This window comes from Streptomyces sp. NPDC033221, assembly GCF_055577005.1.
In genome coordinates, this window is the sequence record NZ_JBVIQN010000027.1 from 40768 (window position 1) to 63096 (window position 22329).

21 protein-coding genes, 1 tRNA gene and 2 pseudogenes are annotated in these 22329 nt (G+C 70.7%); 16 read left to right on the top strand and 8 right to left on the bottom strand.

Features of this window, described 5'->3' with window-relative positions:
* Window positions 1-638 precede the first annotated feature (638 nt).
* From ACZ53K_RS29375 to ACZ53K_RS29385, 3 genes and pseudogenes are all read right to left on the bottom strand, one after another.
* Window positions 639-711, bottom strand: a tRNA-Asp gene (locus ACZ53K_RS29375).
* 362 nt (window positions 712-1073) lie between these two features.
* Window positions 1074-2795, bottom strand: a complete 1722-nt coding sequence (locus ACZ53K_RS29380) for a recombinase family protein (RefSeq protein WP_468842246.1) — start codon at window positions 2793-2795, stop codon at window positions 1074-1076.
* An 84-nt stretch (window positions 2796-2879) separates the two neighbouring features.
* Window positions 2880-3032, bottom strand: a pseudogene (locus ACZ53K_RS29385) (YjbQ family protein); the annotation flags it as partial.
* A gap of 611 nt (window positions 3033-3643) precedes the next feature.
* Here ACZ53K_RS29385 and ACZ53K_RS29390 point away from each other — a divergent pair.
* The 5 genes from ACZ53K_RS29390 (at window position 3644) to ACZ53K_RS29410 (ending at window position 8913) form a co-directional block, all read left to right on the top strand.
* Window positions 3644-4378, top strand: coding sequence for an ABC transporter permease (locus ACZ53K_RS29390; protein ID WP_468842461.1), 735 nt, complete (start codon window positions 3644-3646; stop codon window positions 4376-4378).
* Entirely contained in the window at window positions 4351-5205 is an 855-nt protein-coding gene (locus ACZ53K_RS29395) for an ABC transporter ATP-binding protein (RefSeq protein ID WP_468842249.1), read from the top strand. Before ACZ53K_RS29390 ends, ACZ53K_RS29395 begins: the two co-directional genes overlap by 28 nt.
* Window positions 5192-6361 carry an ABC transporter substrate-binding protein gene (locus ACZ53K_RS29400; RefSeq protein ID WP_468842251.1) on the top strand — a complete coding sequence of 390 codons (1170 nt, stop codon included), beginning with the start codon at window positions 5192-5194 and terminating at the stop codon, window positions 6359-6361. The genes ACZ53K_RS29395 and ACZ53K_RS29400 overlap by 14 nt, the downstream gene beginning before the upstream one ends.
* 5 nt (window positions 6362-6366) lie before the next feature.
* Window positions 6367-7596, top strand: a complete 1230-nt coding sequence (locus ACZ53K_RS29405; protein WP_468842253.1) for an LLM class flavin-dependent oxidoreductase — start codon at window positions 6367-6369, stop codon at window positions 7594-7596.
* 63 nt (window positions 7597-7659) lie between these two features.
* Window positions 7660-8913, top strand: coding sequence for an NAD(P)-binding domain-containing protein (locus tag ACZ53K_RS29410; RefSeq protein ID WP_468842256.1), 1254 nt, complete (start codon window positions 7660-7662; stop codon window positions 8911-8913).
* Here ACZ53K_RS29410 and ACZ53K_RS29415 read toward each other — a convergent pair.
* A complete protein-coding gene (locus ACZ53K_RS29415; protein ID WP_468842259.1) occupies window positions 8823-9287 on the bottom strand; it encodes an HIT family protein in 465 nt (154 codons plus the stop codon). The genes ACZ53K_RS29410 and ACZ53K_RS29415 overlap by 91 nt on opposite strands.
* A gap of 216 nt (window positions 9288-9503) precedes the next feature.
* Here ACZ53K_RS29415 and ACZ53K_RS29420 point away from each other — a divergent pair, with 216 nt between their 5' ends.
* From ACZ53K_RS29420 to ACZ53K_RS29460, 9 genes are all read left to right on the top strand, one after another.
* The gene (locus tag ACZ53K_RS29420) at window positions 9504-9719 is read left to right on the top strand and encodes a hypothetical protein (protein WP_468842261.1); all 216 of its coding nucleotides are present in this window, start codon (window positions 9504-9506) and stop codon (window positions 9717-9719) included.
* A 60-nt stretch (window positions 9720-9779) separates the two neighbouring features.
* Window positions 9780-11540 (top strand): ABC transporter transmembrane domain-containing protein, encoded by a 1761-nt coding sequence (locus ACZ53K_RS29425; protein WP_468842263.1) that lies wholly within the window; start codon window positions 9780-9782, stop codon window positions 11538-11540.
* The gene (locus tag ACZ53K_RS29430) at window positions 11537-13426 is read left to right on the top strand and encodes an ABC transporter ATP-binding protein (protein WP_468842266.1); all 1890 of its coding nucleotides are present in this window, start codon (window positions 11537-11539) and stop codon (window positions 13424-13426) included. The genes ACZ53K_RS29425 and ACZ53K_RS29430 overlap by 4 nt, the downstream gene beginning before the upstream one ends.
* 59 nt (window positions 13427-13485) lie before the next feature.
* Window positions 13486-13656, top strand: coding sequence for a hypothetical protein (locus ACZ53K_RS29435; RefSeq protein WP_468842268.1), 171 nt, complete (start codon window positions 13486-13488; stop codon window positions 13654-13656).
* A gap of 3 nt (window positions 13657-13659) precedes the next feature.
* A complete protein-coding gene (locus ACZ53K_RS29440; protein WP_468842464.1) occupies window positions 13660-14427 on the top strand; it encodes a phosphotransferase in 768 nt (255 codons plus the stop codon).
* 42 nt (window positions 14428-14469) lie between these two features.
* On the top strand, window positions 14470-15099 hold the full coding sequence (locus ACZ53K_RS29445; RefSeq protein WP_468842271.1) for an alpha/beta fold hydrolase: 630 nt from the start codon (window positions 14470-14472) through the stop codon (window positions 15097-15099).
* Entirely contained in the window at window positions 15090-15269 is a 180-nt protein-coding gene (locus tag ACZ53K_RS29450) for an alpha/beta fold hydrolase (protein WP_468842274.1), read from the top strand. Before ACZ53K_RS29445 ends, ACZ53K_RS29450 begins: the two co-directional genes overlap by 10 nt.
* 78 nt (window positions 15270-15347) lie before the next feature.
* Complete coding sequence (locus ACZ53K_RS29455) at window positions 15348-15671, top strand: hypothetical protein (protein WP_468842277.1); 324 nt, start codon at window positions 15348-15350, stop codon at window positions 15669-15671.
* Window positions 15672-15695: 24 nt separating this feature from the next.
* Window positions 15696-16532 carry a hypothetical protein gene (locus ACZ53K_RS29460; protein WP_468842279.1) on the top strand — a complete coding sequence of 279 codons (837 nt, stop codon included), beginning with the start codon at window positions 15696-15698 and terminating at the stop codon, window positions 16530-16532.
* 64 nt (window positions 16533-16596) lie between these two features.
* Here ACZ53K_RS29460 and ACZ53K_RS29465 read toward each other — a convergent pair whose 3' ends face one another.
* The 4 genes and pseudogenes from ACZ53K_RS29465 to ACZ53K_RS29480 all read right to left on the bottom strand — a co-directional run bounded on the left by ACZ53K_RS29465 (window position 16597) and on the right by ACZ53K_RS29480 (window position 20421).
* A complete protein-coding gene (locus ACZ53K_RS29465; RefSeq protein ID WP_468842282.1) occupies window positions 16597-17169 on the bottom strand; it encodes a GNAT family N-acetyltransferase in 573 nt (190 codons plus the stop codon).
* A gap of 70 nt (window positions 17170-17239) precedes the next feature.
* Complete coding sequence (locus ACZ53K_RS29470; protein WP_468842285.1) at window positions 17240-17947, bottom strand: alpha/beta hydrolase; 708 nt, start codon at window positions 17945-17947, stop codon at window positions 17240-17242.
* Between the two features lie 476 nt (window positions 17948-18423).
* Window positions 18424-18782, bottom strand: a pseudogene (locus ACZ53K_RS29475) (endonuclease/exonuclease/phosphatase family protein); the annotation flags it as partial.
* Window positions 18783-18810: 28 nt separating this feature from the next.
* A complete protein-coding gene (locus tag ACZ53K_RS29480) occupies window positions 18811-20421 on the bottom strand; it encodes an amidase (RefSeq protein ID WP_468842287.1) in 1611 nt (536 codons plus the stop codon).
* Window positions 20422-20651: 230 nt separating this feature from the next.
* On the opposite strand from ACZ53K_RS29480, the gene ACZ53K_RS29485 reads away from it, so the two are divergent.
* Window positions 20652-21869, top strand: a complete 1218-nt coding sequence (locus tag ACZ53K_RS29485) for a serine hydrolase domain-containing protein (protein WP_468842290.1) — start codon at window positions 20652-20654, stop codon at window positions 21867-21869.
* Window positions 21866-22264: a hypothetical protein gene (locus ACZ53K_RS29490; RefSeq protein WP_468842292.1), complete on the top strand. Its 399-nt coding sequence runs from the start codon at window positions 21866-21868 to the stop codon at window positions 22262-22264. The genes ACZ53K_RS29485 and ACZ53K_RS29490 overlap by 4 nt, the downstream gene beginning before the upstream one ends.
* Window positions 22265-22329: the final 65 nt, after the last annotated feature.

The following is a 22329-nucleotide window of genomic DNA, read 5'->3' on the forward strand; positions in this document are numbered from 1 at the left end:
CACGTGAGGCACCGACTCACGTGAGGCACTGAGTCACGAGACTCACTGCCTCATGTGAGGTAGTGACGACCAAGCCACCACCACCCCACCGCCTAACGTTTGGCGGTGGCCCACCGGCCGGCAGGTGCGACCGCACCCAAGGACAAGAGCACCGCCTAACTTTCGGGGGTGCCCCGGCCGGGCGGGCGGCCGGGCGACAAGCGCCGCCACCTCTTAAGAGGTGACCGCGACCTGGTGTTGCGACGCGCACCTGAAGGATGTGAACTCCATGTCCCGATGTGCAGGTGAGCATCCAGGCTTGGCCAGTCCGGAATCCAAAACTTGGAAGGTCGAGAGTCCAAGACTTGGAAGGTCGGGTGTCCAGGCTCGCCTACCAGCAGGTTTGCCAACTCCACTGCACCCACGGAAGACTCACCCCACACACGCAGCCCAGCTATGGGTACGCGCAGAAGGGTCATGCCTTGAATCAGTCAACTCCACCCACGCGTCCTTGGTTTGAGCTTCGCATGGGCAACGTCCGCCTCACCGCCGGGAAGGTACCGGCTCGTTTCATCGCCGGGGCAATAGGCGCTGGCCTAGGCGCACTGGGCACCCTGGCCGCCTGGTGGGCGGACCACCGCTAGGTGGTCCTGTGTAAGCGACCCCGGCCGGAATCGAACTGGCAACCACCCGATCGACAGTCGGGCGCTCTGTCCATTGAGCTACGGGGTCACGCTCAACCCCCGCGCGGCATCCCGGAGGAGAGAGCGGGGCGCGCGGGAGGAGCTGAACAGGCGGGGCACTCTCGCCTCCACGTCAGACGCTGGAGTCCGCAGCGCGGAACCTGCCTGTATATGCATTAACTGGGGGCCGTGACACCCTCGTTCGCCGTCGGCCGGGCCACTCCACGGGCGAGGGCACAAAAAGTGACCTCCGGTCCTACTTCCTCTAACCCCTACATGAGAAAGAAGGTATGAAGGGCGGATTTCTGACCCCCTACCGTCACACTCCGCCTTGCCGGCCGTCACGCAACGCAAGAGAGGGTCGGATCTTCGCGAGTCCGACCCTCTCAGGGTGTGGCGTACGCCACTCATCTACGCAGCGGTATCCAGCCCCTCCGCCATGATCTCACTGCGGACTACCTGGACCGTGGCAATCTCGTCCGTGGTCGCACTGGGATCGTCCACCCAGAACGGGGTCAACCTTTTCAGGATGGGCGTCCGGTCCCCCTGCCTCTTGGCGGGCGCAATCGTGACTCGGGGAAGTGCGCACCGGATCAACTCGCGTCGCTCATCCAGTGGCGAAGCCTGCCAAATCTCCTGAAGAGTCTCCGGTTCAGCCAGAAGGGCTGTAAGGTCCGAACCCTTCGACAGCTCCTCCCGCTCCGCCTCCAACGCGGCTTGAATCTTCTCCTGTTGTTCACGCAGGTTGGCGTATCGCTCCTCCGGCAGCTTTCCTCGAACATAGTGGTCGTGGTCCAGCTTGGACATTCGGGCCTTCACCGCGTCCAGCTCCGCCACGATCTCCTTGCGACGGGCGTCCTTCTCCGGGTCCTTGATGGACACCCATCGGCGCGCAATGGCGTCCAGGGCCGCGTCTCCCGGCTCCAAGGCGGAGACGTGGGACCACCACATGGCGATCACTGCTTCGTCCACACGCTTCCGCAGCGTGATGACACCCAGACATGCCGCCTTGCCCTGACGGGACCACATTCGGCAGTGGTACCGACCGCCACGGCCCAACATGCCACCGCCCTCCATCGGACCATCACACCGACCACACCGGAGAGTTTCTGTCAAAACGTACTCCGGCGGTCGCTTTCCACGCCCTTCGGGCCTTGTACGAGACGCCAACTTGGCCTCGATGATGATCCGTTCGCCCTTGGTGATGACGCCCGGACCGACACTTACCGTTCGGCCCTTGTCATCCACATATGCGCGCCCATGGTGCTTCCACCGACCGGTGGGGTTCCCATGCTCGTCCATGATGCGCTCGCGGTCCGGAAGCAACCCGGCCCACAACGGCGAATGGGCCAGTTTGGCCACCGTCGTGGCGGACCACATCTTGCCGTTGCGAGTCCGAATGCCCTCCGCATTCAGTCGGTGCGCCACCTTCCGTGCGGACTGGCCATTCAGCAGCGGAACCGCGATCTTCTCTCGCGCAATCAGGTATTCGTCGCACCTGTGCCGGACGCGGCCCTTGTGGTCGGGGTCCCGCTCCAGGCCGTACGGGGCAATGCCTCCTTGCCACTCCCCCAAAGCCTTGTGCGCGTCCTTGCCCTCCTGGGTCCGCCATGCAATGTCTTGGGCCTCTTCCCGGGCCCTCTCCGCCAGCACAGCGAAGATGATTCGTTGCCCCGGGACGCTGGAGTCCAGGCCCTCCTTGACGACGCGGAGCCTAGCCCTCCGCTTATCCAGTTCGTCCAGCATGGACCCCACAGTCCCCATACCGCGCCGGTCGAATCGGTCCAGCTTTCGGACATACAGCGTCTTCGAATGGCCTTCGAGCACGGCCCGCATGGCCGCCTCCAGCTCATTTCGCCGGACATACGCTTTGGACGCGCTCCGCTGCTCCCACCACACGGCGCGGACCTTGCGGTCCTCCCGGTGGGCAGCCTCCACCATGTCCCATGCGTGTTTCGTAAGGGTGGCCAGGTCCTCTTTCGGCTTGGACCGTCGGACATAGATGTCCGCCAGGTCCTCCGGCCGGCACCCCGCCACATCATCAATGAACTGGGTCAGATCGATGCCCGGAACCTGGGACGTTCCCGGGTTTTCCGGCGCGGTCGCCAGTCGCTCAATCGTTGCAATGCTCACTCTGTAGGCCCTCCGCCCAGGGCCCACACCGTTCTAGGGGCCGCTGGGTGCGTCTACTGGGGAACGTGACAGTTGCAAGTCGCACGACGTGGCGTGCGGGACGAAGACGTTGAGGAGGCCGGAGCCGCCGTCGGCGACGTCGCGGAGGAAGGCGGCGCAGTCATCGGTGATGTCGGCGACGGTTTCCTTGGTGCCGGTGGTCAGGTCCAGGGTCCGGGTCGTGAATGCGGTACTCATGGGTCCATTTTCGTACGGATGGTGTCCCGATCCGCGCAGATTCGTGTCCGCTGTACGCGCAACGCCCGCGCAACAATGGTCCAGCAGGCGAGACGGTGTTTGCCCCTTCTCCAGGCGCGCCGCTACGTTCAGCGACATGTCTACGTCAGCCCGGCTCACCACGCGCGGTCACATCGACCTGCTGCGGGTGGCGTCCTCCGCGTGTCGCGGCGGTTGTTGAGGTTGCCGGTGCGGCCGGGACCACTGTCCGGCTGAGCGTTTCGCGTCGCTGACGTCGTGTCGAGTTCGACGTCGTCTTCTTTTGTTTCTTTCGTGCTGGGGCCGGCGTGCCCTGTCCTGGGTTGGGCCAAGCGTGGTCCCGACCTGTTCCCAGCACGTTTCCCCGCCCATCGCTGGGTGTCAGGGGGCGCGCGCCGTCTCCTGACTGAATTTCTGACTTTGGAGCGTTCATGAGTGTTGAGCAGGTGGTGGCCGGCCCTGTGCAGTCCGGCGTACCGCCGTCGGAAGCCGGGCGGGATACGGCCGCACCGTCTCGTACCGGGCCGGACCTGGTCCCCGTCGTACCCGTGTCGGCCCGGCGCCGGAGCATGCCGCGGTGGCTGCGCCGGGCCGTGGTACCGGTGCTGCTGCTCGTGCTGTGGCAGGTGCTGAGTGCGAGTGGGGTACTGGAGAGTGACATCCTCGCCTCGCCGGGGACCATCGCCCGTACGGCGGAGACGCTGGTGAGCGATGGGACGCTGCCCTCGGCGATGTTCGTGTCGCTGCAACGGGTCGCCGTCGGGTTGGTGGTGGGTGCGGTCGCCGGGGTGGTGTTGGCGCTGACGTCCGGGCTCTCGCGGCTGGGTGAGGATCTGGTGGATCCCGTCGTGCAGATGCTGCGGTCTGTGCCGTGGGTGGGTGTGGTCCCGCTGTTCATCATCTGGCTGGGCATCGGCGAGGCACCGAAGATCGCACTGATTTCGCTCGGTGTGGCGTTCCACCTGTATCTGAATGTGTACGCCGGGATCAGGGGCGTGGACGCGCAGTTGGTGGAGGCCGGTACCTCGCTGGGGCTCGGTCGCTGGGGACTGATCCGGCATGTCGTGTTGCCGGGTGCGCTGCCGGGGGCCATGACCGGGCTGCGGTATTCGCTGGCCACGGCCTGGCTCGCGCTCGTTTTCGGTGAGCAGGTCAATGCCGATGACGGGCTCGGGTTCCTGATGAACCAGGCCCGCGAGTTCTTCCGTACCGACGTGATCGTCGTCTGCCTGGTGGTGTACGCGGCCCTCGGGCTGCTCGCCGACTTCATCGTCCGCACTCTGGAAAGGCTGCTGCTGCAATGGCGACCGACGTTCACCGGACAGTAGGGGCAGGGGCAGAAGTAGGGGTAGGGGCGGGAATAGGGGTAGGGGGCTCGTGCGCCTTGGAGGGTGCTGCCGTGCGGGTGCGGGGGCTCGGGCGTGCCTTCGGGGGCCGGGCCGTCATCGATGGGCTGCGGCTGGATGTGGCGCCGGGTGAGTTCGTGGCGTTGCTCGGGCGGAGTGGATGCGGCAAGTCGACGCTGTTGCGGGTGCTCGCCGGGCTGGACCGGGAGATCGAGGGGCAGGTGCTGGTGCCGCGGCGCAAGGCCGTCGCCTTCCAGGCGCCTCGGCTGATGCCGTGGAAGCGGGTGTGGCGCAATGTCCTGCTCGGGCTGCCGGGCACCCCTGAACGCGACGTCGCGGAGCGGGCTCTGGCTGAGGTGGGGCTGGGGCATCGTACGGACGCCTGGCCCAAGACGTTGTCCGGCGGCGAGGCGCAGCGGGCGTCCCTGGCCCGCGCGCTGGTCCGCGAGCCCGACCTGCTGCTGCTGGACGAGCCGTTCGGCGCGCTGGACGCGCTGACGCGTATCACGGCGCAGAAGCTGGTGGCCGAGCTGTGGCAGGAACGTGGTTGTGCGGTGCTGCTCGTCACCCATGACGTGGAGGAAGCGCTGCTGCTCGCCGATCGCGTGCTGGTGATGGAGGGTGGCGTGATCGCGTACGAGAGTGAGGTGGGCCTGCCGCGTCCGCGTGAGGTCGCCGATTCACGGTTCGCCGCGCTGCGCGCCCGGTTGCTGGACCGCCTGGGAGCTTCCCCGACGTCGACGTTCGAAGAAGTGAAGGCGGAGGAGAAGGAGAAGGCAGCGGGGTGGGGGGCGCATGGGAACGCGTAAGCAGCCGCATCCGTCCGCTTCGCGCCGCCGCTCGTCGGCCGCCCCGCTGCTCGCCCTTCTTCTGGCCCCCCTCCTGCTGTCGCTCGCCGCGTGCGGTGGGGCGTCCCGCGCCGATGGTTCGGGGAGCGGGGGCGGGAAGCGTGGCGGGACCGACGGTAAGGGGTCGGTGACGCTCAACGTCGGTGATCAGAAGGGTGGTTCGGAGGCGGTTCTGCGGGCGGCCGGGGAGTTGAAGAACCTCCCGTACCGGATTCAGTGGTCGACCTTCACCTCGGGACCACCGCTGCTGGAGGCGGTCAACGCCGGGGCCGTGGACATCGGCGGGGTCGGCAACACACCGCCTGTCTTCGCCGCCGCCGCGAACTCCAAGTTCAAGGTGATCGCGGCGACGCACGGCTCGTCCGCGGGCGAGACGGTCCTGGTGAAGAAGGACTCGCCGGTCACGCGGCCCGCCGAGCTGAAGGGGAAGTCGATCGCGGTGGCGCAGGGCAGTTCCGCGCACTACCAGCTCGTGGCCTCCCTGAAGAAGGCCGGCCTGTCGCCGAAGGACGTGACGCTGAACCTCCTCCAGCCCGCCGACGCGCTGGCCGCGTTCAGCCGCGGCAGGGTCGACGCCTGGGCGGTGTGGGATCCGTACACCTCGCAGGCCCTCGACCAGACCGACGCCCGGGTCCTGACCACCGGCGAGGGCGTCGTCAACGGCCTCAGTTTCCAGGTCGCCGCGCCCGCCGCCCTGGAGGACGGCAAGAAGTCGGCGGCGCTCAAGGACTACGTGGACCGGCTGCGGCGAGCGCAGGACTGGGTCCACCGGCATCCGGACGCCTGGGCGAAGGTCTGGGCCGAGGAGACCGGGCTGCCCCGGGACGTGGCACTGGCGGCGGTCAAGCGGACGCGCGGTACGGCGGTGACGGTGGCCCTGGACCGGCCGGCCGTCGCCTCCGAGCAGCAGATCGCCGACACCTTCGCCGCGCTGAAGCTGATCCCCGGCCGCTTCGACTTCTCGTCCTTCGTCGACACCCGTTTCAACGGCGGCCTGCCGCCGTCGAGCACGGCGCCGCGTGGCTACGGCGGCATCCATGACTCTGACGACACCCACGGTTTTGACGGCACCCATGGCTCCGGCGGCACCGATGGCTCTCAAGGAAAGGCCGGCTGAACACCGTGACCGTGCATCTTCATTGGTTCCTGCCGACCGGTGGCGACGGGCGCACCCTCGTCGACCGGCATGCGTACACCGACGGCGGCGTCCGGCGCGACCGCATCACCCCGGTCAGCGGCGTACGGGCACCCGACATCGAGTACCTGGCGCAGATCGCGAAGGCCGCCGAGCAGCTGGGCTTCGAGGCGGTCCTCACGCCGACGGGGACGTGGTGCGAGGACGCCTGGCTGACGACGGCGGCGCTCACCCAGGTCACCGCCCGGCTGAAGTTCCTGGTGGCCTTCCGGCCGGGGGTGATCTCGCCGGTGCTGGCGGCGCAGATGGCCGCCACGTACCAGCGGATCTCCGGGGGCCGGCTGCTGCTGAACGTGGTGACCGGTGGGGACTCCACCGAGCAGCGGCGGTTCGGTGACGCGCTGGACCACGACCGGCGCTATGCCCGTACGGACGAGTTTCTGCAGGTGGTACGGGGTGTGTGGGGCGGCGTTCCGTTCGACTTCCACGGGGAGCACTACCAGGTGGAGGGCGGCTTGACCGCGCTGCCGCCGGACCCGCTCCCGGAGATCTTCTTCGGTGGTTCGTCGGCGGCCGCCGGGCCGGTCGCCGCCCGCAACGTCGATGTGTACCTCACCTGGGGCGAGCCGCCCGAGCAGGTCAGACAGAAGATCGACTGGATCGCGGGCCTCGCCGCGCGGGAGGGCCGTACGGTCCGTTTCGGCATCCGGCTGCACACCATCTCGCGCGACTCGGCGAAGGACGCGTGGGCCACGGCGGACCGGCTGCTGGGCGATCTGGACCCGGACACCGTGGCCGCCGCGCAGCAGGCGCTGGGCAAGAGCGAGTCGGTCGGTCAGCAGCGGATGCTGGCCCTGCACGGCGGCTCCCGGGACAAGCTGGAGATCGCCCCGAATCTGTGGGCGGGTGTCGGCCTCGTACGCGGCGGGGCGGGAACGGCGCTGGTCGGCAGCCATGCGGAGGTGGCCGACCGGATCGAGGAATACCACTCCCTCGGCATCGAGCACTTCGTGCTGTCCGGCTACCCGCACCTGGAGGAGGCCTACTGGTTCGGCGAGGGCGTACGCCCTGAGCTGGCCGCACGCGGCCTGCTGCCGGCCGGGCCCGATGCCCTGACCGGCGTACCGGCGGCCGGCGGGCATCCGGCCTCGGCACCGGGCGGGCATCCGGCTTCGGCACCGGGCGGGGCGCCGCTGCTGGTGGCAGGGGGCCGCTGAGGGGCCGAGAGGGGACGGCCCGTGGCTCGGAAGATTTCGACCCTCGCCCTGGTTGGTAGAAACATGAACTACACCGGGGTGCGGGAGATCGAGGTCGTGGTGGCCGGTGCCGGGCAGGCGGGCCTGGCCGCCGCCTTCCATCTGCGGCGGGTGGGGTACGTACCCGACCGGGACTTCGTCGTACTGGACCACGCGCCGCGGCCGGGCGGCGCATGGCAGTTCCGCTGGCCCACCCTGACGTACGGGAAGGTCCACGGCATGCACGCGCTGCCCGGCATGGAGCTGACCGGCGCCGATCCGGACCGCCCGTCCTCCGAGGTGATCGGCGCGTACTTCGACGCGTACGAGCACACCTTCGGGCTGCGGGTGCACCGTCCGGTGGACGTCCGGGTGGTGCGGGATGGCACGGAAGGTATGGGAGCTATGGGAGGTGCGGAAGGTACGGGAGGCACCGGCGGGCGGCTCCTGGTGGAGACGTCGGAAGGTACGTACGCCACCCGGGCCCTGATCAACGCGACCGGCACCTGGGACCGGCCCTTCTGGCCGCGCTTCCCCGGCCAGGACGTCTTCCGCGGCCGGCAGCTGCACAGCTCCGCGTACCGGGGGCCGCAGGAATTCGCGGGACAGCGCGTGATCGTCGTCGGCGGCGGCACCTCGGCCGTACAGCAGCTGCTGGAGATCGCCGAGGTCGCCGCGGGTACCGCCTGGGTGACCCGCCGGCCGCCGCTCTTCCGCGAGGGCCCGTTCGACGAGCAGCAGGGCCGGGCGGCCGTCGCGCGCGTCGAGGAACGGGTCCGGGAGGGGCTGCCACCGCAGAGCGTGGTGTCCGTTACGGGCCTGCCGATGACACAGGCGATGCGGCAGGCGCGCGAACGCGGGGTGCTGGAGCGGCTGCCGCTGTTCGACCGGCTCACCGAGACCGGCGCCCACTGGCCGGCGGGCGTCCGCGATGACGGCGTGACCAGCATCGACGCCGACACCATCCTCTACGCCACCGGCTTCCGCCCCGCCCTGGACCACTTGGCCCCGCTCCGCCTGCGCGAACCGGGCGGCGGCATTCGCCTGGACGGCACGCGTACCGTACGCGATCCCCGCATCCACCTCGTCGGCTACGGCCCGTCCGCCAGCACCATCGGCGCCAACCGCGCCGGCCGCGCAGCCGTACGCGGCATCCGGCAACTGCTGCAACCGGACGCGTTGCCGCCCCAGCGGACAGCGGGTACAGGTCAGCGTGGCTCGGTGGACGACTTCGTGTCCCGCGCGCCGAGGGCCGCGATGCCTGCGCGGACCGCCGTCGCCGTCTCGTCGAGCAGGTGACGTTCGTGCACCCGCCCGTCCACCTCGATGCGGAACGGGTCTCCCTCGAAGCGGGGGAAGACATGCAGATGGACGTGGAAGACCTCCTGGGAGGCCGCCTCGCCATCGGCCAGGAAGAGGTTGACTCCTTCGCAGCGCAGGCCCGAGAGCCGTAGCGCGCGTCCGAGCCGGTGCGCTGCCGACCAGACCCGTATGCCGGTGGCTTCCCGGAGGTCCTGCAGGCCCTCCGCATGGGACTTCGGAATGACGAGCAGGTGCCCCGGGGTCACGGGCTGGATGTCCATGAACGCGATGACCCACTCGTCCTCGAAGACGATGCTTGCTTCCGCCTGACCTCGCGCGATCGCGCAGAAGATACATCCGCCGGGCAGCAACCGTCCCTCCCCTTCCGCTCTGGAATGCGTCGTGCGCCCTTTGGCAGCCAGACAGCTTGCAGCAGTTGTGCCGTCTCTGCGGGGTGGTTGGGCCCGCCGTCAGGGGTCCGTGCACTCGGGAAGGTGACTTCGGTGCGTAACGCCGGGCGGCCTCCTCGGCCTGCGGCTATCAAGGCAGCGACGGCGCGCGCGGCGACGTACCGCTGAGGGCAGCGCGTGGCCGCGGAGGGTCAGGACGGTGGAGCCGGCCAGGCCGCCGTTGAGGACGTCGAGGGCTCCGCGGACCGCGTCCTGAGCCGGCTGCGCGCGGAACGCGCCGAGGTGGCGCCCGGCCATCTGATCCCGAGCCGGGTCATCCCGGTGTCCGGGTTCGAGCACACCCACACCGCTAAGGTCGACCGGAACGCCACCCGCGACCGCCATCTGCGCTGACGCGCCCGTCCGCCCCTCGCACCCCGCCCTCCCCCGTCCGGACATCCCTGGAGAGGCCCCTTGCCCGTCGGTATGTTCACGCCCGCCGCAGCGCCGGCGGCCGTACCCGAACCCGACTGCCGGAGCGCCTGGCGCTACCTGTGGTGGCTGGTCCGGGTCCGCCCGTGGCCCATGATCCTCGGCGCGGTGCTCGGCGCGCTGTGGATGCTCCCGCTCGCGTTACTGCCGCTCGTCGTCGGGCGGGCCATCGACGACGGCATCCGCGCGTCGTCGACCACGGCCCTCCTCGGCTGGAGCGCGGTGATCCTGGCCCTGTCCGGCGTACAGGTCGCCGCGGGAGCCGGGCTGATCCAGGCCGCGGTGGGCGGTGAGACGCACGCCGTGTCCCTCACCCACCGGGTGCTGACCCGGCACGTGACCCGGCTCGGCGCCTCCCTGCGGTACCAGACCCGTACCGGTGATGTGGTGACCATCGCCGCCGGTGACGCCCAGAGCATCGGCCACGCCTTCGAAGTCATCGGCAGGTCGTCCGGCGCGGTCTTCTCCTTCGTCCTGATCGCCCTCACCCTGACGTTCACCTCCCCCCTGCTCGGCGTGGTGGTCCTGGTCAGCGTCCCGGCCGCGCTGCTGGGCATCGGCCCCCTGCTGCGGCCGCTGCAGCGCCGCAACGAGGAGCAGCGCGACCAGCTGGGCACCGCCACCGCGCAGGCCGGGGACATCGTCGCGGGCCTGCGCATCCTGCGGGGCATCGGCGGCGAGCGGAGGTTCACGGCCCGGTTCACCCGGACCAGCCAGGACGTACGCCGTGCCGGGGAGGCCGCGGGGCGGATGGAGGCGTGGCTCAGCGCGGCCGGGGTGTTCCTGCCGGGGCTGGTCACCGTCCTGGTCGCCTGGCTCGGTGCGCGGCTCGCCATCTCCGGCGTGATCACGCCCGGTGAACTCGTCGCGTTCTACGGGGCGTCCTCCTTCCTCGCCGTGCCCGTGAGCACCGCGACGGAGGCCGTGGAGTCGATCAGCCTGGCCCATGTGGCGGCCGGGCGGGTCTGCCGGTTCCTGCGGCTGAGCCCGCAGCCCGCGCAGCCCGACGCCCCGCTGCCGCTGCCGCCCGGCCCCCTCGCCCTCACGGACGAGGCCACCGGGATGTGCGCGGCCGCCGGGCAGCTGACGGTGATCGCCGCCACCGGCGAGTACGCGACGAGCACCGCCGCCCGCCTCACCCGCTACGGCCCGCCCGTACCGGACAGCAGGGCCCGGGTGGCGGACGTCCCCGTCGACCGGGCGGACCTCGCCGAACTGCGGCGGCGCGTCCTGCTGTGCGGACACACCGACACCATCTTCAGCGGCACCCTGCGCTCCGAACTCTCCTGCGGGGGCGATCACTCGGACGAAGTGCTGCGCGACGCCCTGTACGCCGCGGCCGCCGGCGACGTCCTCGACGCGCTGCCGCACGGCCTTGACACCCCACTCTCGGAAGGCGGCCGCTCCCTGTCCGGCGGCCAGCGTCAACGCCTGCTGCTCGCCCGGGCCCTGGTGGCCGACCCCGACCTCATGGTGCTCGACGAGCCCACCTCGGCCGTGGACGCCTCCACCGAGGCGCAGATCGTACGGCGGGTGGCGCGCCACCGGGCAGGGCGGACCACCGTCGTCTTCACCAAGAGCCCGCTGTGGATGAACGCGGCCGACACCGTGCACCGGCCCGCTCCGGACGGGGACGACGGCACCGGCACACGGGCTCCGCACCCACAGGAACAGCCACAGCCACCAACTCCCCAGCAGGCGGCAGCGCCCCACGAACGGACAGCGGAGCACACGGCCTCATGACCACCCGGACCACCTCCCCCGCCCCCGCACCGGCCCCAGCCACCTCGCCACAGGACGACCACGCCCCGACAGCCCGCCTGCCACTGGCCCAACAGCAGGACGTGGCACAGTGGTTCCGGAACTTCGCCCGCGCGAACCGGGGCCGCATCACCCTGATGCTCACACTCTTCGGCCTCTCCCTGACCGCGAGCCTGGTCACCCCACGGCTCCTCGGCCATCTGGTGGAGTCCGTCCAGCAAGGCACCACGGCCGTCCGCGTCGACGTCCTCGCGCTGCTCTTCGTGGCGGCGCTCACCGTACAGGCGCTGCTGTCCCGCTTCGCGATGGTCCATACGACCCTGCTCGGCGAGAAGGTGCTCGCCCGGACCCGGGAGAACTTCGTCCGGCGTGTGGTCGGGCTGCCCCTGGACACGGTGGAGAACGTCGGCACCGGCGATCTGCTGAGCCGGTCCACCTCGGACGTGGACCGGCTCAACGAAGGCATCCGGCTGGCGATTCCGCGGATGGTGATGGCAGCCGTCGCGCTGGTCCTCAGCGTGGTCGCGATGCTGCTCACCTCGCCGCTGCTCACGCTCGGCCTGCTGGCCGGGGTGCCATTCGCGGTGCTGTCCACGTGGTGGTACCGGCCGCGGGCCGACCGTGCGTACGAGAAGTACCTCGCCGACGAGGCCGAGGTGCTCGCCAGCACCCACGAGACCGTGGTGGGCGCCTCGTCCGTCGAGGCGTTCGGGCTCGCCGGCCGGCGCCTGGAGCACCACAGCAAGGCGGTGAGCCGGGTGGTGCGCGACCGGCAGCACACCACCTGGCTGCAGACGATCTGGTACCCGAGCCTGGACCTGGCCACCATGATCCCGATGGCGGTCACGCTGCTGATCGGCGGATACGCCTATCACCGCGGCGCGGTCGGACTGGCCGGGCTGACCGCCGTGATGCTCTACGTCCAGGGCCTGGCCGGGCCCCTGAACGAACTTCTGACCTGGACGGACGAACTGCAGATCGGCAACGCCGCGCTCAAGCGCATCCTGGGCGTCGACCGGCTGCCCGCGGAACGCACCGGCACCGGTGCCGTACCGCGCGGGCGCCGGATCACGCTGCGCGGAGTGCACTTCGGTTACGACCGGCAGCGGGAGATCCTGCACGGCATCGACCTGGACATCACGCCCGGGGAACGGATCGCGGTGGTGGGCACCTCCGGCGCGGGCAAGTCCACGCTGGGCAAGCTCGCCGGAGTGCACCACCCCACCGCGGGCACCGTGGAGATCGGCGGGGTGCCGACCCCCGACCTGTCCATCGGGACGCTGCGCCGCGAGGTGGCCCTGGTGACCCAGGAGCACCATGTCTTCAGTGGCACCGTACGGGACAACCTCGCCCTACCGGAGAAGCCGCTCCCCGAGGACCCGCCGGACAAGAGACCGCTCCTCACGAAGCCGCTTCCCGAGAGCGCGCCCGAGGACGACCGGAGCGAGTGGGCGGACGCCGAACTGTGGGCGGCGCTGGCCGCCGTCGCCCTGGACACCTGGGTGCGGGAGCTGCCCGACGGGCTCGACACCCGTATCGGCCCCGACGAGACCGACGTCCCCGCGGCGGCCGCCCAGCAGCTCGCCCTCGCCCGGCTGGTCCTCGCCGATCCGCACACCCTGGTCCTGGACGAGGCCACCGCGCTCATGGACACCTCGGCCCACCGGCACGTGGAGCAGTCGATGGCCGCGCTCCTCGCGGGCCGCTCCGTGATCTCCATCGTGCACCGGCTCGATTCCGTCCAGGACGCCGACCGGATCGCCGTGATGGACGGCGGCCGCATCGTCGAACTCGGCGACCACCGTGATCTCCTCGCGGCACAGGGCGCCTACGCCGAACTGTGGTCGTCGTGGAACGCGGCGCGTTGAGGCCGTACGAGTCACCCGCCATCCCCGGCGCCCCGGCTGCAGAAAGGATTCCCCTCCCCGTGACCACCCCCTTGAACGCGGCCGGGCCATCGATCGCGGACGAAACCGCCGACCTCCTCGCACGGGCCTCGGCCGCGCTGGGCGTGCGGCTGCCGCGGACCGCGCGGAGCGACGAATCCGGCTGGGACTTCCACGTCCTGCACGTCCAGGACACCGAAGGCACGCCGTAAATCATCCGCCGGCCCCGGCGCCCCGACGTTGTGCGGCAGCTCGCTGTGGAGGCGGTCGTTCTGACCCTGACGCGGGACCGGGTCGGCGTCGCAGTACCGGACTGGCGGGTCCACACACCCGACCTCGTCGCCTACCCGCGGCTGCCCGGAGCGCCGGCGGGCAGCGAGGACCCGCGGACGCTCGTTTACGAGTGGTCCGTCGACCCCACGGCCCCCGGCGAGGGCGGCTATCTGACACAGCTCGGCCGGGCCCTCGCGGCCGTACACAGCACTCCACGGGAGGCCCTGCACGGCCTGCCGCCCGCCACCCCCGACGGCATCCGCGGTGCCGTCGCGGCCAAGCTCTCCCGCGCCGAGGACGAACTGCGGCTGCCCGCGGCCATCACCCGCCATTGGCACAGCTGGCTGGACGACGAACACCTCTGGCCCGGCGAACTCGCCCTGATCCACGGCGGCGTACACCCGGGACACACCCTGGTCGGGGACGCCCCGGAAACCGGGCCCCGCCTGACCGGCCTGCCGGACTGGGCCAAGGCAGCGGTCGGCGACCCGGCGGCGGACTTCGTCGACATGTACTACGCGGGCGGCCCGCCCGTACTCGACCGGCTCGTGGAGGCGTACCACCGGGCGGGCGGCCCGGTCCGGCCCGGCCTGACCGGCCACGTCCGGGCGCGGGCTTCCTTCCTCTGGGTGCACGTGGCACTGCGCGGCCTCGACACCGGGCGGCCGCACTTCGTGGAGACGGCGATGGCGCGGATCCACCGCACATGACCCCGTAAGCCCGCCCCCGCGCACCGACACACGGAGGTATCCATGCCCGCACTCGACCTGGGCGACCGCACCCTCACCTACGAGATACGCGGAGAGGGCGAGCCCTTGGTCCTGGTCGCCGGGAGCGGCTCCCCGGGGAGGACCTGGCACCTCCACCAGGTGCCTGCCTTCACGGCCGCCGGATATCAGGTCGTCACGTTCGACCACCGGGCCGCCACTGCCGCCCCGGCCTCGCCCGTACGGCCTGCGGACGTCGCCGCCGACACCCGGGACCTGATCAACGCCCTGGGGCTGGGCCCGTGCCGGCTGGCCGGCGTCTCGCTGGGCGCCCAGGCGGTACAGGAACTGCTGCTCACAGACCCCGCCCTGGCCGTACGGGCCGTGGTCGCGGCGACCCGGGGCCGGCCCGACCCCCTGAGCACCGCGATGGCGGCGGCCGAACGCGCCGCCCTGGACAGCGGGCTGCGGCTCCCGCCCGCGTACGAGGTGTTCTTGCGCCTCACCCAGAACCTCTCCCCGCGCACGTTGGAGGACGACGCCGCCCTCTCCCGGTGGCTGGATCTGTTCGAACTGTCGGCCATGGCGGGCGACGGCATGCCCCACGCCGCGCAGGAACCGCTCACCGACCGGCTGGCGGCCTACGCAGCCACTCCGCACCCCCCTTGCTGGTGATCAGCTTCGAGCACGACGTGCTGGCCCCCGCGGGCCTGGGCCGGGAGGTCGCCGAGGCGGTCCCGTCGGCGCGCCACACCGAGCTGGCCGCCTGCGGTCACTGCGGACACCTGGAACGGCCACAGGAGTTCAACAACGCCGTACTCCGGTTCCTCGCCGAACAGCCATAACCGGACGCAGGCGCGGCCCCCGGAAGCCACGTACCGGCCCGCCCCCCTCTCCCCCGCCTACACACCCCGGAGCCCGCAATGCCCCATGACATCACGGTCGTTCATGTCGACCAGGAACCGCCCCAGGAGTGGTCCGGCGCCCTCTACCTGTCCGGCCCGACACCCACCGACCCCGCGCAACCTTCCTGGCGCCCGGAGTTCCTGGACGCGCTCCGCAAGCGGTGGGAGGGTGACGGCCGGCTCGCCGTCTTCGTCCCCGAGCCGTCGCCCGGCGGCACCTACCCCTCCTACGAGGACCAGATCGCCTGCGAGGAGGAGGCGATGCGGCTCTCCGACACCGTCGCCTTCTACATTCCGCGCGACCTGCCCCGTCTCCCCGGACTGGTCTCGAACATCAAGTAAGGCGCCTGGCACGACTCCGGACGCGTGGTGCTCGGCGCGCCCGCCGACGCCGACCGGATGGAATACCTGCTGCACTTCGCCGAGAAGCTCGGCGTCCCGGTGGCCCGTACGGTCGAGGACACGGCTGAGGCGGCACTGCGGACCATCGGGGACGGTGTACGGCGGCGCGGGGGCGAGCGGGCGGTCCCGCTGCTGCTGTGGCGGACCCCGCGCTTCCAGGAGTGGTACGCGGCACGGACCGCCGCCGGGGACCAGCTGCTCGACGCGCAGGTCACGTGGTGCGACGCGCAGGCCGGGCAGGGGTCGGCAGACTGGTCGATGACCGTCACCGTCCGCCCTGCCCGGTCGGCGGTTCCCGTCACCAACCGCCTGGTGTCTGCTCTCCCCGACACGCGGACCGTGGTGCTCCACGGACCGGCCGAGCGGCCCGCCGCCGCGGCAGCCGGGGCAACCGGAGCCACCGCATCGGCCGTGGACATCGCGCTGACGCGGCAGCCGGGTCCGGTGGGCTGCTCGGACCTGGACGGCGTCGGCGAACTGCGCTTGCCCACCCTGCCGGCGGACACCAGCGACGAACGCCTCGCGGCGCTGGTCTCGCAGTGGACGACGCTCACCGTGACGCCGGAACGGCTGATGAGCCACCACGCGGCCCAGCCGGACCGCGGCTCCTCGCTGTACAGGACCGGACTCGTCACCGTACGCCTGACAGCCGACGAGATGACACGCCTGCGGAATGCGTGCGGCGGCGAGACGGCACCGCTGACGGTACGGCCGACCGACGCGCTGTTCGGAGCCTCGGACTGGGCCACGCTGGGGCTCCTCTGGCGCGCTCTCGCGGCACCGGGGGACGAAGCGCGCTGAGCCGGCCAAGTCGACCGAGCCGACCAAGCTGAACAAGCCGACCGAGCCGACCGAGCCGACCGCGTCAGTCCAGGAAGAGACTCATGTACAGCGCCGTCTCCCCCTCGGATTCGGTGCCGTTGTAGAGGGAGATGTCCAGGCCGCAGAAGCCGAACCCCATACGCCGGTAGGCCCGGATGGCCGGACCGTTGATGTTGGTGACCTCCAGCCACACGTGCCCGGCACCGCACTCCCGGGCCCGCTCGATGGCGTGATTCATCAGCGTGCGCCCGATGCCCCGGCCCTGGTACGGCCCGGCCACCTCGATGTCGGCAATGGTCAGCCGCCGGTTCCAGGGCTCGTACTCCGTGTCCACGTAGCCGCAGACCCGCTCGCCGTCCAGCGCGACGAACCGGCGCTCGCCGTCCGCCGTTCCGTCGCTCTCGGGCTCGTCGTCGGGGAAGACCTTGTGCACCGGCGGGTCCAGCCGCGTGGGCCGAAAAGTGAACCCGTCCTCGGAGGCGACCACTTCGTACACGGTGTCCGAGGTGAACTCGCCCTTGATGACGGCGGACCGGTCGCTCGCGCTCTCCGCCACACGGTAGGTGATGCCCGCGGCCATACCACGCCCCGCTGCACTGCTGTCAGTAAGCGCCATACCCCAACCGTATCGTCACCCGATCACCCCACAGCCCCCTGACGATCAAGGCCGGCCACACTCCACCACGTCACTCCCCGCCGGGACACGGCCGCAACAGCGCGTCGATGATCTCCCCGCGCGCCTGCGGATGTTCGGCCAGCCGGCGTCCGAGCTGGTGGTCGGCCCCCGCGAGCCGGAGCTCGGAGAAGTCCGCGCGGGTGGCCAGCGCGGTACGGATCAGTTCGGTCACACCGTCGGGAATGACCGTGTCCCGCTCCGGTACGACGAGGAGGGCGCGGCCGCCGAACCGTGCGTAGACGTCCAGGGCCTGGCTGTCACGCCAACTCTCCGGGCGGCGGATCAACTCGGTGAACCCGGCACCGAAGGGCACATCCCAGGCGTCCTTCCCGTAGATCCCCGGCGCACAGAGGACGAGGGCCGTCACCCGCTCCCCGTACAGATCCACCAGGTCGGCGACGGTCTGTCCGCTCATACTGAACCCGACCAGCAGCAACGGCCGGCCGGCGCCGAAGACCGTGTCGATGACGGCCGCGGCCTGATCACGGCGTCGCCTGAGACTGAGGTCGAGCAGTCTTCCGCTGCTCTCCCCGTGCCCCGAGAAGTCCAGCACGACGGCAGGGTGCCCACACGTGGCGAAGTCCCCGGCGAACGGCAGGTGGCGCTCTTTGTCACCGTTGCCGGCGCCGTGCATGATGACGACACCGGCGGCCCCGGCGCTCTCCCGCTCCGGGGTCACGGTGCAGAGGCTGAGCTGTTCACCGTCAGCGGCGTGCACGGACCTGTGTGTGACGGCACCCATGACATCTCCCGACGTGGTGGTACGGCGCATGTCGCCTCGACCTCAACGGTCGCCATGGCACGGCGGCGGCAGCGGTGCCGCCGCCGGTCCCGTTCCTCCTGGAACTCGCCGGGGCGCCGCACGTACCGTGCAAGGCCGAGTTACTGCCACTGCTGGAGAGCATCTGCCGGGCCGCCCCGTCGTCGAAGCCCTCGCGTCGTCCGTACGGCCGGAGGAGGCCGTACCGGCACGGAAACTGCTGCGGGCGATGGACGAGCCCCCGTTCCCAAAGTCTGCCCCAGAGGCCTGACCTAGAGGTCTTAACCCAGGGGCCTGCCCCAGAGGCCTGAGAGCAGCACTTGTCGGATGCCGGACATCTCAGCCCGGCTGCGAATCAGCCGCGTCGCTCAGTTCGGCGAGGACGGCCGCGTGGTCGGACGGCCAGACGCCGTCCACCGCGCGGTCGCCGATGCGCCGGGGCTGTCCAGTCGGGTGTACAGGACGAGACGGCCGTCGTCGTTGCCCGGCCCGGCGGGCAGTTGCGCGACGTCCTGGTCCAGGACGGGCCACCGGCTGAGGACCGCGTTGCCAACGCCGATCGTCGGGCCGCCGATCCTGCGCTGCCAGCGTTGCGGCGCCCTCGACGATGCCCATGCGCAGGTCATGCCGAGGTCGTCCGCCAGCCATTGCGCGACGTTCTCCCGTCGTCGGCCCAGGCCTCCTGGAGCCCGACGACATCGGGCCGAAGGTCGCGCAGCACGGCGAGGATGGCCTTACCCCGCTCCTGCCACGGTCCGAACCGCCACCAGAGGTTCCAGGTCAGTACGCGCATCCGCGTTTTCCGGACGGAAGGCAGGCGCTCACCGGGAGCCGCCGCCCACCGACGGCAGATAGCGCGGCGCCCGCCAGGCGTCCAGTCGGCGTTCCACCGCGGCCCCGAGCGCCAGCAGCTTCGCATCCTGGTGATTCCCGGCCGTCAGGAGCACGCCGACGGGCAGTTCGCCCACGGACCCGGCCGGAACCGACAGCGACGGGTAACCGGCCACGGCCGCAGGAGTGGACGACGGGATCACATCGTTGTCACCTCGCGCGCAGTCGGTCGTCCACGCGGGCGGATTCGTCGGCGCGGCAATGGCATCCAGGTGATGGGCTGCCAGGGTCTCGTCGATGGAGCGCCGCGAGAGGTCCTTCAGCTCGGCGCGCATGGCGCGGTACTTCGGGTCGGTGGTGGCAGGCGCGGCGAGGGCCTGCTCGAACAGCTCCTGACCTGCGAAGCAGGTGTGCTCGGCCGGATGGGTACGGTTGAACTCGATCAGTTCGGCGAGGTTCCGCGGTCCCTTGCGGGTGGCGAGGTAGGCGTCGATGTCCCGGTGGAACTCGCTGAGCAGGGCCGGGAACTCCAGTTCGGCCAGCCGCTTCTGGTACGGGGGCGTCACCTCGACGACCTCGGCGCCCGCCTTGCGCAGCTTCGCCGCCGCACGGGTCAGCACGGCGTCCACCTCGGCACCGAGCGAGGGCAGCCGCCACAGGCCGATGCGCTTGCCGCGCAGGGCGCCGGGGTGCTGCTGTGCCACGTCGGCGAGTTCGCGCGAGGCGATCTCGTGCCCTTTGCTCTTGCCGCCGCTGAGCACCGCGAGGGTGAGCGCGACGTCGGTGACGTTGCGCGCCATGGGCCCGGCGGTGTCCTGCTCGGCGGAGATCGGCACGACGCCCGCCCCGCTGACCAGGCCCAGGCTGGGCTTGTGGCCGACCACGCCGTTCATCCCGGCCGGGCAGACGATGGAGCCGTCCGTCTCCGTTCCGATCGCCACCTGCGCCAGCGACGCGGCGAGCGCGGCGGCCGAACCGGCCGATGAGCCGCACGGGTTGCGGTCCAGCACGTACGGGTTGTGGGTCTGCCCGCCGACCGCTGACCAGCCGGATGTCGGCTTCGTCGAGCGGAAGTTCGCCCATTCCGACAGGTTGGTCTTGCCGAGGATCACCGCGCCCGCGTCCCGCAGCCGGGTCACCAGGGCGGCGTCGGTGTCCGGCGGGCTGCCGGCCAGCGCCAGCGACCCGGCGGTGGTGGGCAGGTCGCGGGTGTCCACGTTGTCCTTGAGCAGGACGGGGATGCCGTCCAGCGGACCCAGGGTGTCGCCGCGCCGGTGCCTGGCGTCGCTCGCGGCGGCCTGGCGCAGCGCCGTGGGGTCGGTACGCAACACCGAGTTGATCTTGGGGTCCACGGTTTTGATCCGCCGCAGATAGGCCCGGGTCAGTGCCGAGGACGTCAGCGAGCCGTCCGCCATCCGCGTCTGCAGCTCCGGGATCGTCACGGTGTCGAGGTCGATGCCCGGCACCGCGGACGACCCGGCGGACGGTGACGCAGCGCCCGCTCCGGGGCCGGCGGCTTCCGCGCGTGGCTGCGGTACGCCCGTAGCCAGGGAACCTGTGACCAGGACAGCGACCAGTGTGGCAATTCTCCGCTTCACCATGAGGGACAGCGGACTACACGGGGCACGTACGGCGCAAGAGCGGAGCCGGGCATCCACGCACATGCCGGGGCGCTGCCGCACCGTTCCGAGCAGCGCAACCCGAGCGCGAACGCAGGTGGTTGAGCCCACCGGTGTTGTGGGGAAAACCGCAGTGCCAATGGACGGCCGCGCCTCTAGCGTCTGATGATGTGAGACACACACGGAACCTTACGAAGAGATCATCCGCCGAAGTGCGCCGACTGGGCCAGTGCGCGGCGGCGTTGGCGACGGCATTGGCGATGGCCTCGGCCGTACTGGCCTTCGCGGTCCCCGCAGCCGCGGGCGCCGCGGACATCACGAAGCGGCCTGCCCGAACCGCCGGATGTGAGGCAGCACGCGACACGCTCGGCGCCTCCTTGGACAAGCTCGTCGCCCAGCACGGAATACCGGGCGTGGCCGCCGAGATGAGCGACGCGCACTGCGGCCGGTGGGACGCCGCCCGCGGTGTCGCCGACCGGCAGACCGGGCGTCCGATGCAGGCCGCCGACCGGTACAGGATCGGCAGCGTGACCAAGACGTTCACCGCGACGGTCGTCGTACAGCTAGCCGCGGAGGGCCGGATAGCGCTAGACACGCCGGTCGAGCGTTACCTGCCGGGGCTGATCCGGGGCCATGGCTACGACGGCCGCAAGATCACCGTACGGCAGCTGCTCCAGCACACCAGCGGCCTTCCCGACTACACCGCATCCCTCGTCCAGCTGCCCCCGGAGCAGTGGCGGTACCGCCACGCCGAACCCCGCGAACTGATCGCCACCGCGCTGAAGATGCCACCTCCCGAGAAGAAGTGGCACTACGCGACCACCAACTACCTCCTCGCGGGCCTCATCGTCGAGAAGGCCACCGGGCGCGGCATCGAAGCGGAAGTGACCCGCCGGATCCTCAAGCCCCTCGGCCTGCGCGACACCTACTGGCCCGGTGACAGTACGTCCATACGGGGATCGCACTCGCACAGCTACTTCCCCGCCACCGACGAGCAGGACGCACCCCTCGTCGACGGCACCGCATGGAACATGACGTTCGGCGGCGCGGGTGGCGCCCTGATCTCCACACCCACCGATGTGAACCGCTTCTTCCACGCCCTGTTCAGCGGAAGGCTGCTGCCCGCGCGCTGGCTCGCCGAGATGAAGCGCACCGTCCCCGCCGACCCGGAGCGGCTGTGGCCGGACGCCCGGTACGGCCTCGGCCTGATCGCCTCCCCGCTGGAATGCGGCGGCTGGTGGTGGGGACACAGCGGGACGGTGCCCGGCGGGCACCGCGCGATGGGCGCTGTCGGCCCCGACGGCCGCGGCATAGCCCTAGCCTTGACAGCCGTACCCGGCACCGCACAGGCCGAGGCCGACTACCGCGCCACCGCCGAGACCGCCTTCTGCACCCCCGCCCGCGGGCACCAGGCCGGACAGGCTGCATGACCACCCCGGTCCGGCCGTACGCCGCGGCGGCGGGGCCGGACTCAACCGCTACCACCAGCAGCACCTCGGCTGGAGCAGCGGCGTCAAGGGCCCGGACGACGCGACGGGCCGCGACCTGGACCGGGCTGCTCAACAACGGTAGCCCCGGCAACCCCGCCGTCGCGTCACCACCGCATATCCGCAAGGCGACGAAAAATCTCGGACCGCGCTACGACATCATCGGCTTCGAGCACCAGGTCGCCCTCCAGAAGAGCTTGGCCGACCTGGCGGTTGCGGTGATGGCCCCGGCAGCCCTCGGTGCGCAATACCGCGATGAACTGCTCCACTGTCATGGGGAACGTCATGTAGCCAGCCACTCCGCGGGATATGAACACGAGAGGCTAATTGAGCAATGAACCACTCCCTGCGGAAAGTGCCAGGAGCGTTGTCAGTGTCTCGCGATAGGTGGTGAGAGAACGCG

What these genes read in the sequence shown, in the direction of transcription:
- ACZ53K_RS29395 (WP_468842249.1), top strand. Translation starts at nt 4,351, where the DNA reads ATGGCGACCGACGTTCACCGGACAGTAGGGGCAGGGGCAGAAGTAGGG.
- ACZ53K_RS29400 (WP_468842251.1), top strand. Translation starts at nt 5,192, where the DNA reads ATGGGAACGCGTAAGCAGCCGCATCCGTCCGCTTCGCGCCGCCGCTCG.
- ACZ53K_RS29410 (WP_468842256.1), top strand. Translation starts at nt 7,660, where the DNA reads ATGAACTACACCGGGGTGCGGGAGATCGAGGTCGTGGTGGCCGGTGCC.
- ACZ53K_RS29430 (WP_468842266.1), top strand. Translation starts at nt 11,537, where the DNA reads ATGACCACCCGGACCACCTCCCCCGCCCCCGCACCGGCCCCAGCCACC.
- ACZ53K_RS29445 (WP_468842271.1), top strand. Translation starts at nt 14,470, where the DNA reads ATGCCCGCACTCGACCTGGGCGACCGCACCCTCACCTACGAGATACGC.
- ACZ53K_RS29455 (WP_468842277.1), top strand. Translation starts at nt 15,348, where the DNA reads ATGCCCCATGACATCACGGTCGTTCATGTCGACCAGGAACCGCCCCAG.
- ACZ53K_RS29465 (WP_468842282.1), bottom strand. Translation starts at nt 17,169, where the DNA reads ATGGCGCTTACTGACAGCAGTGCAGCGGGGCGTGGTATGGCCGCGGGC.
- ACZ53K_RS29480 (WP_468842287.1), bottom strand. Translation starts at nt 20,421, where the DNA reads ATGGTGAAGCGGAGAATTGCCACACTGGTCGCTGTCCTGGTCACAGGT.
- ACZ53K_RS29490 (WP_468842292.1), top strand. Translation starts at nt 21,866, where the DNA reads ATGACCACCCCGGTCCGGCCGTACGCCGCGGCGGCGGGGCCGGACTCA.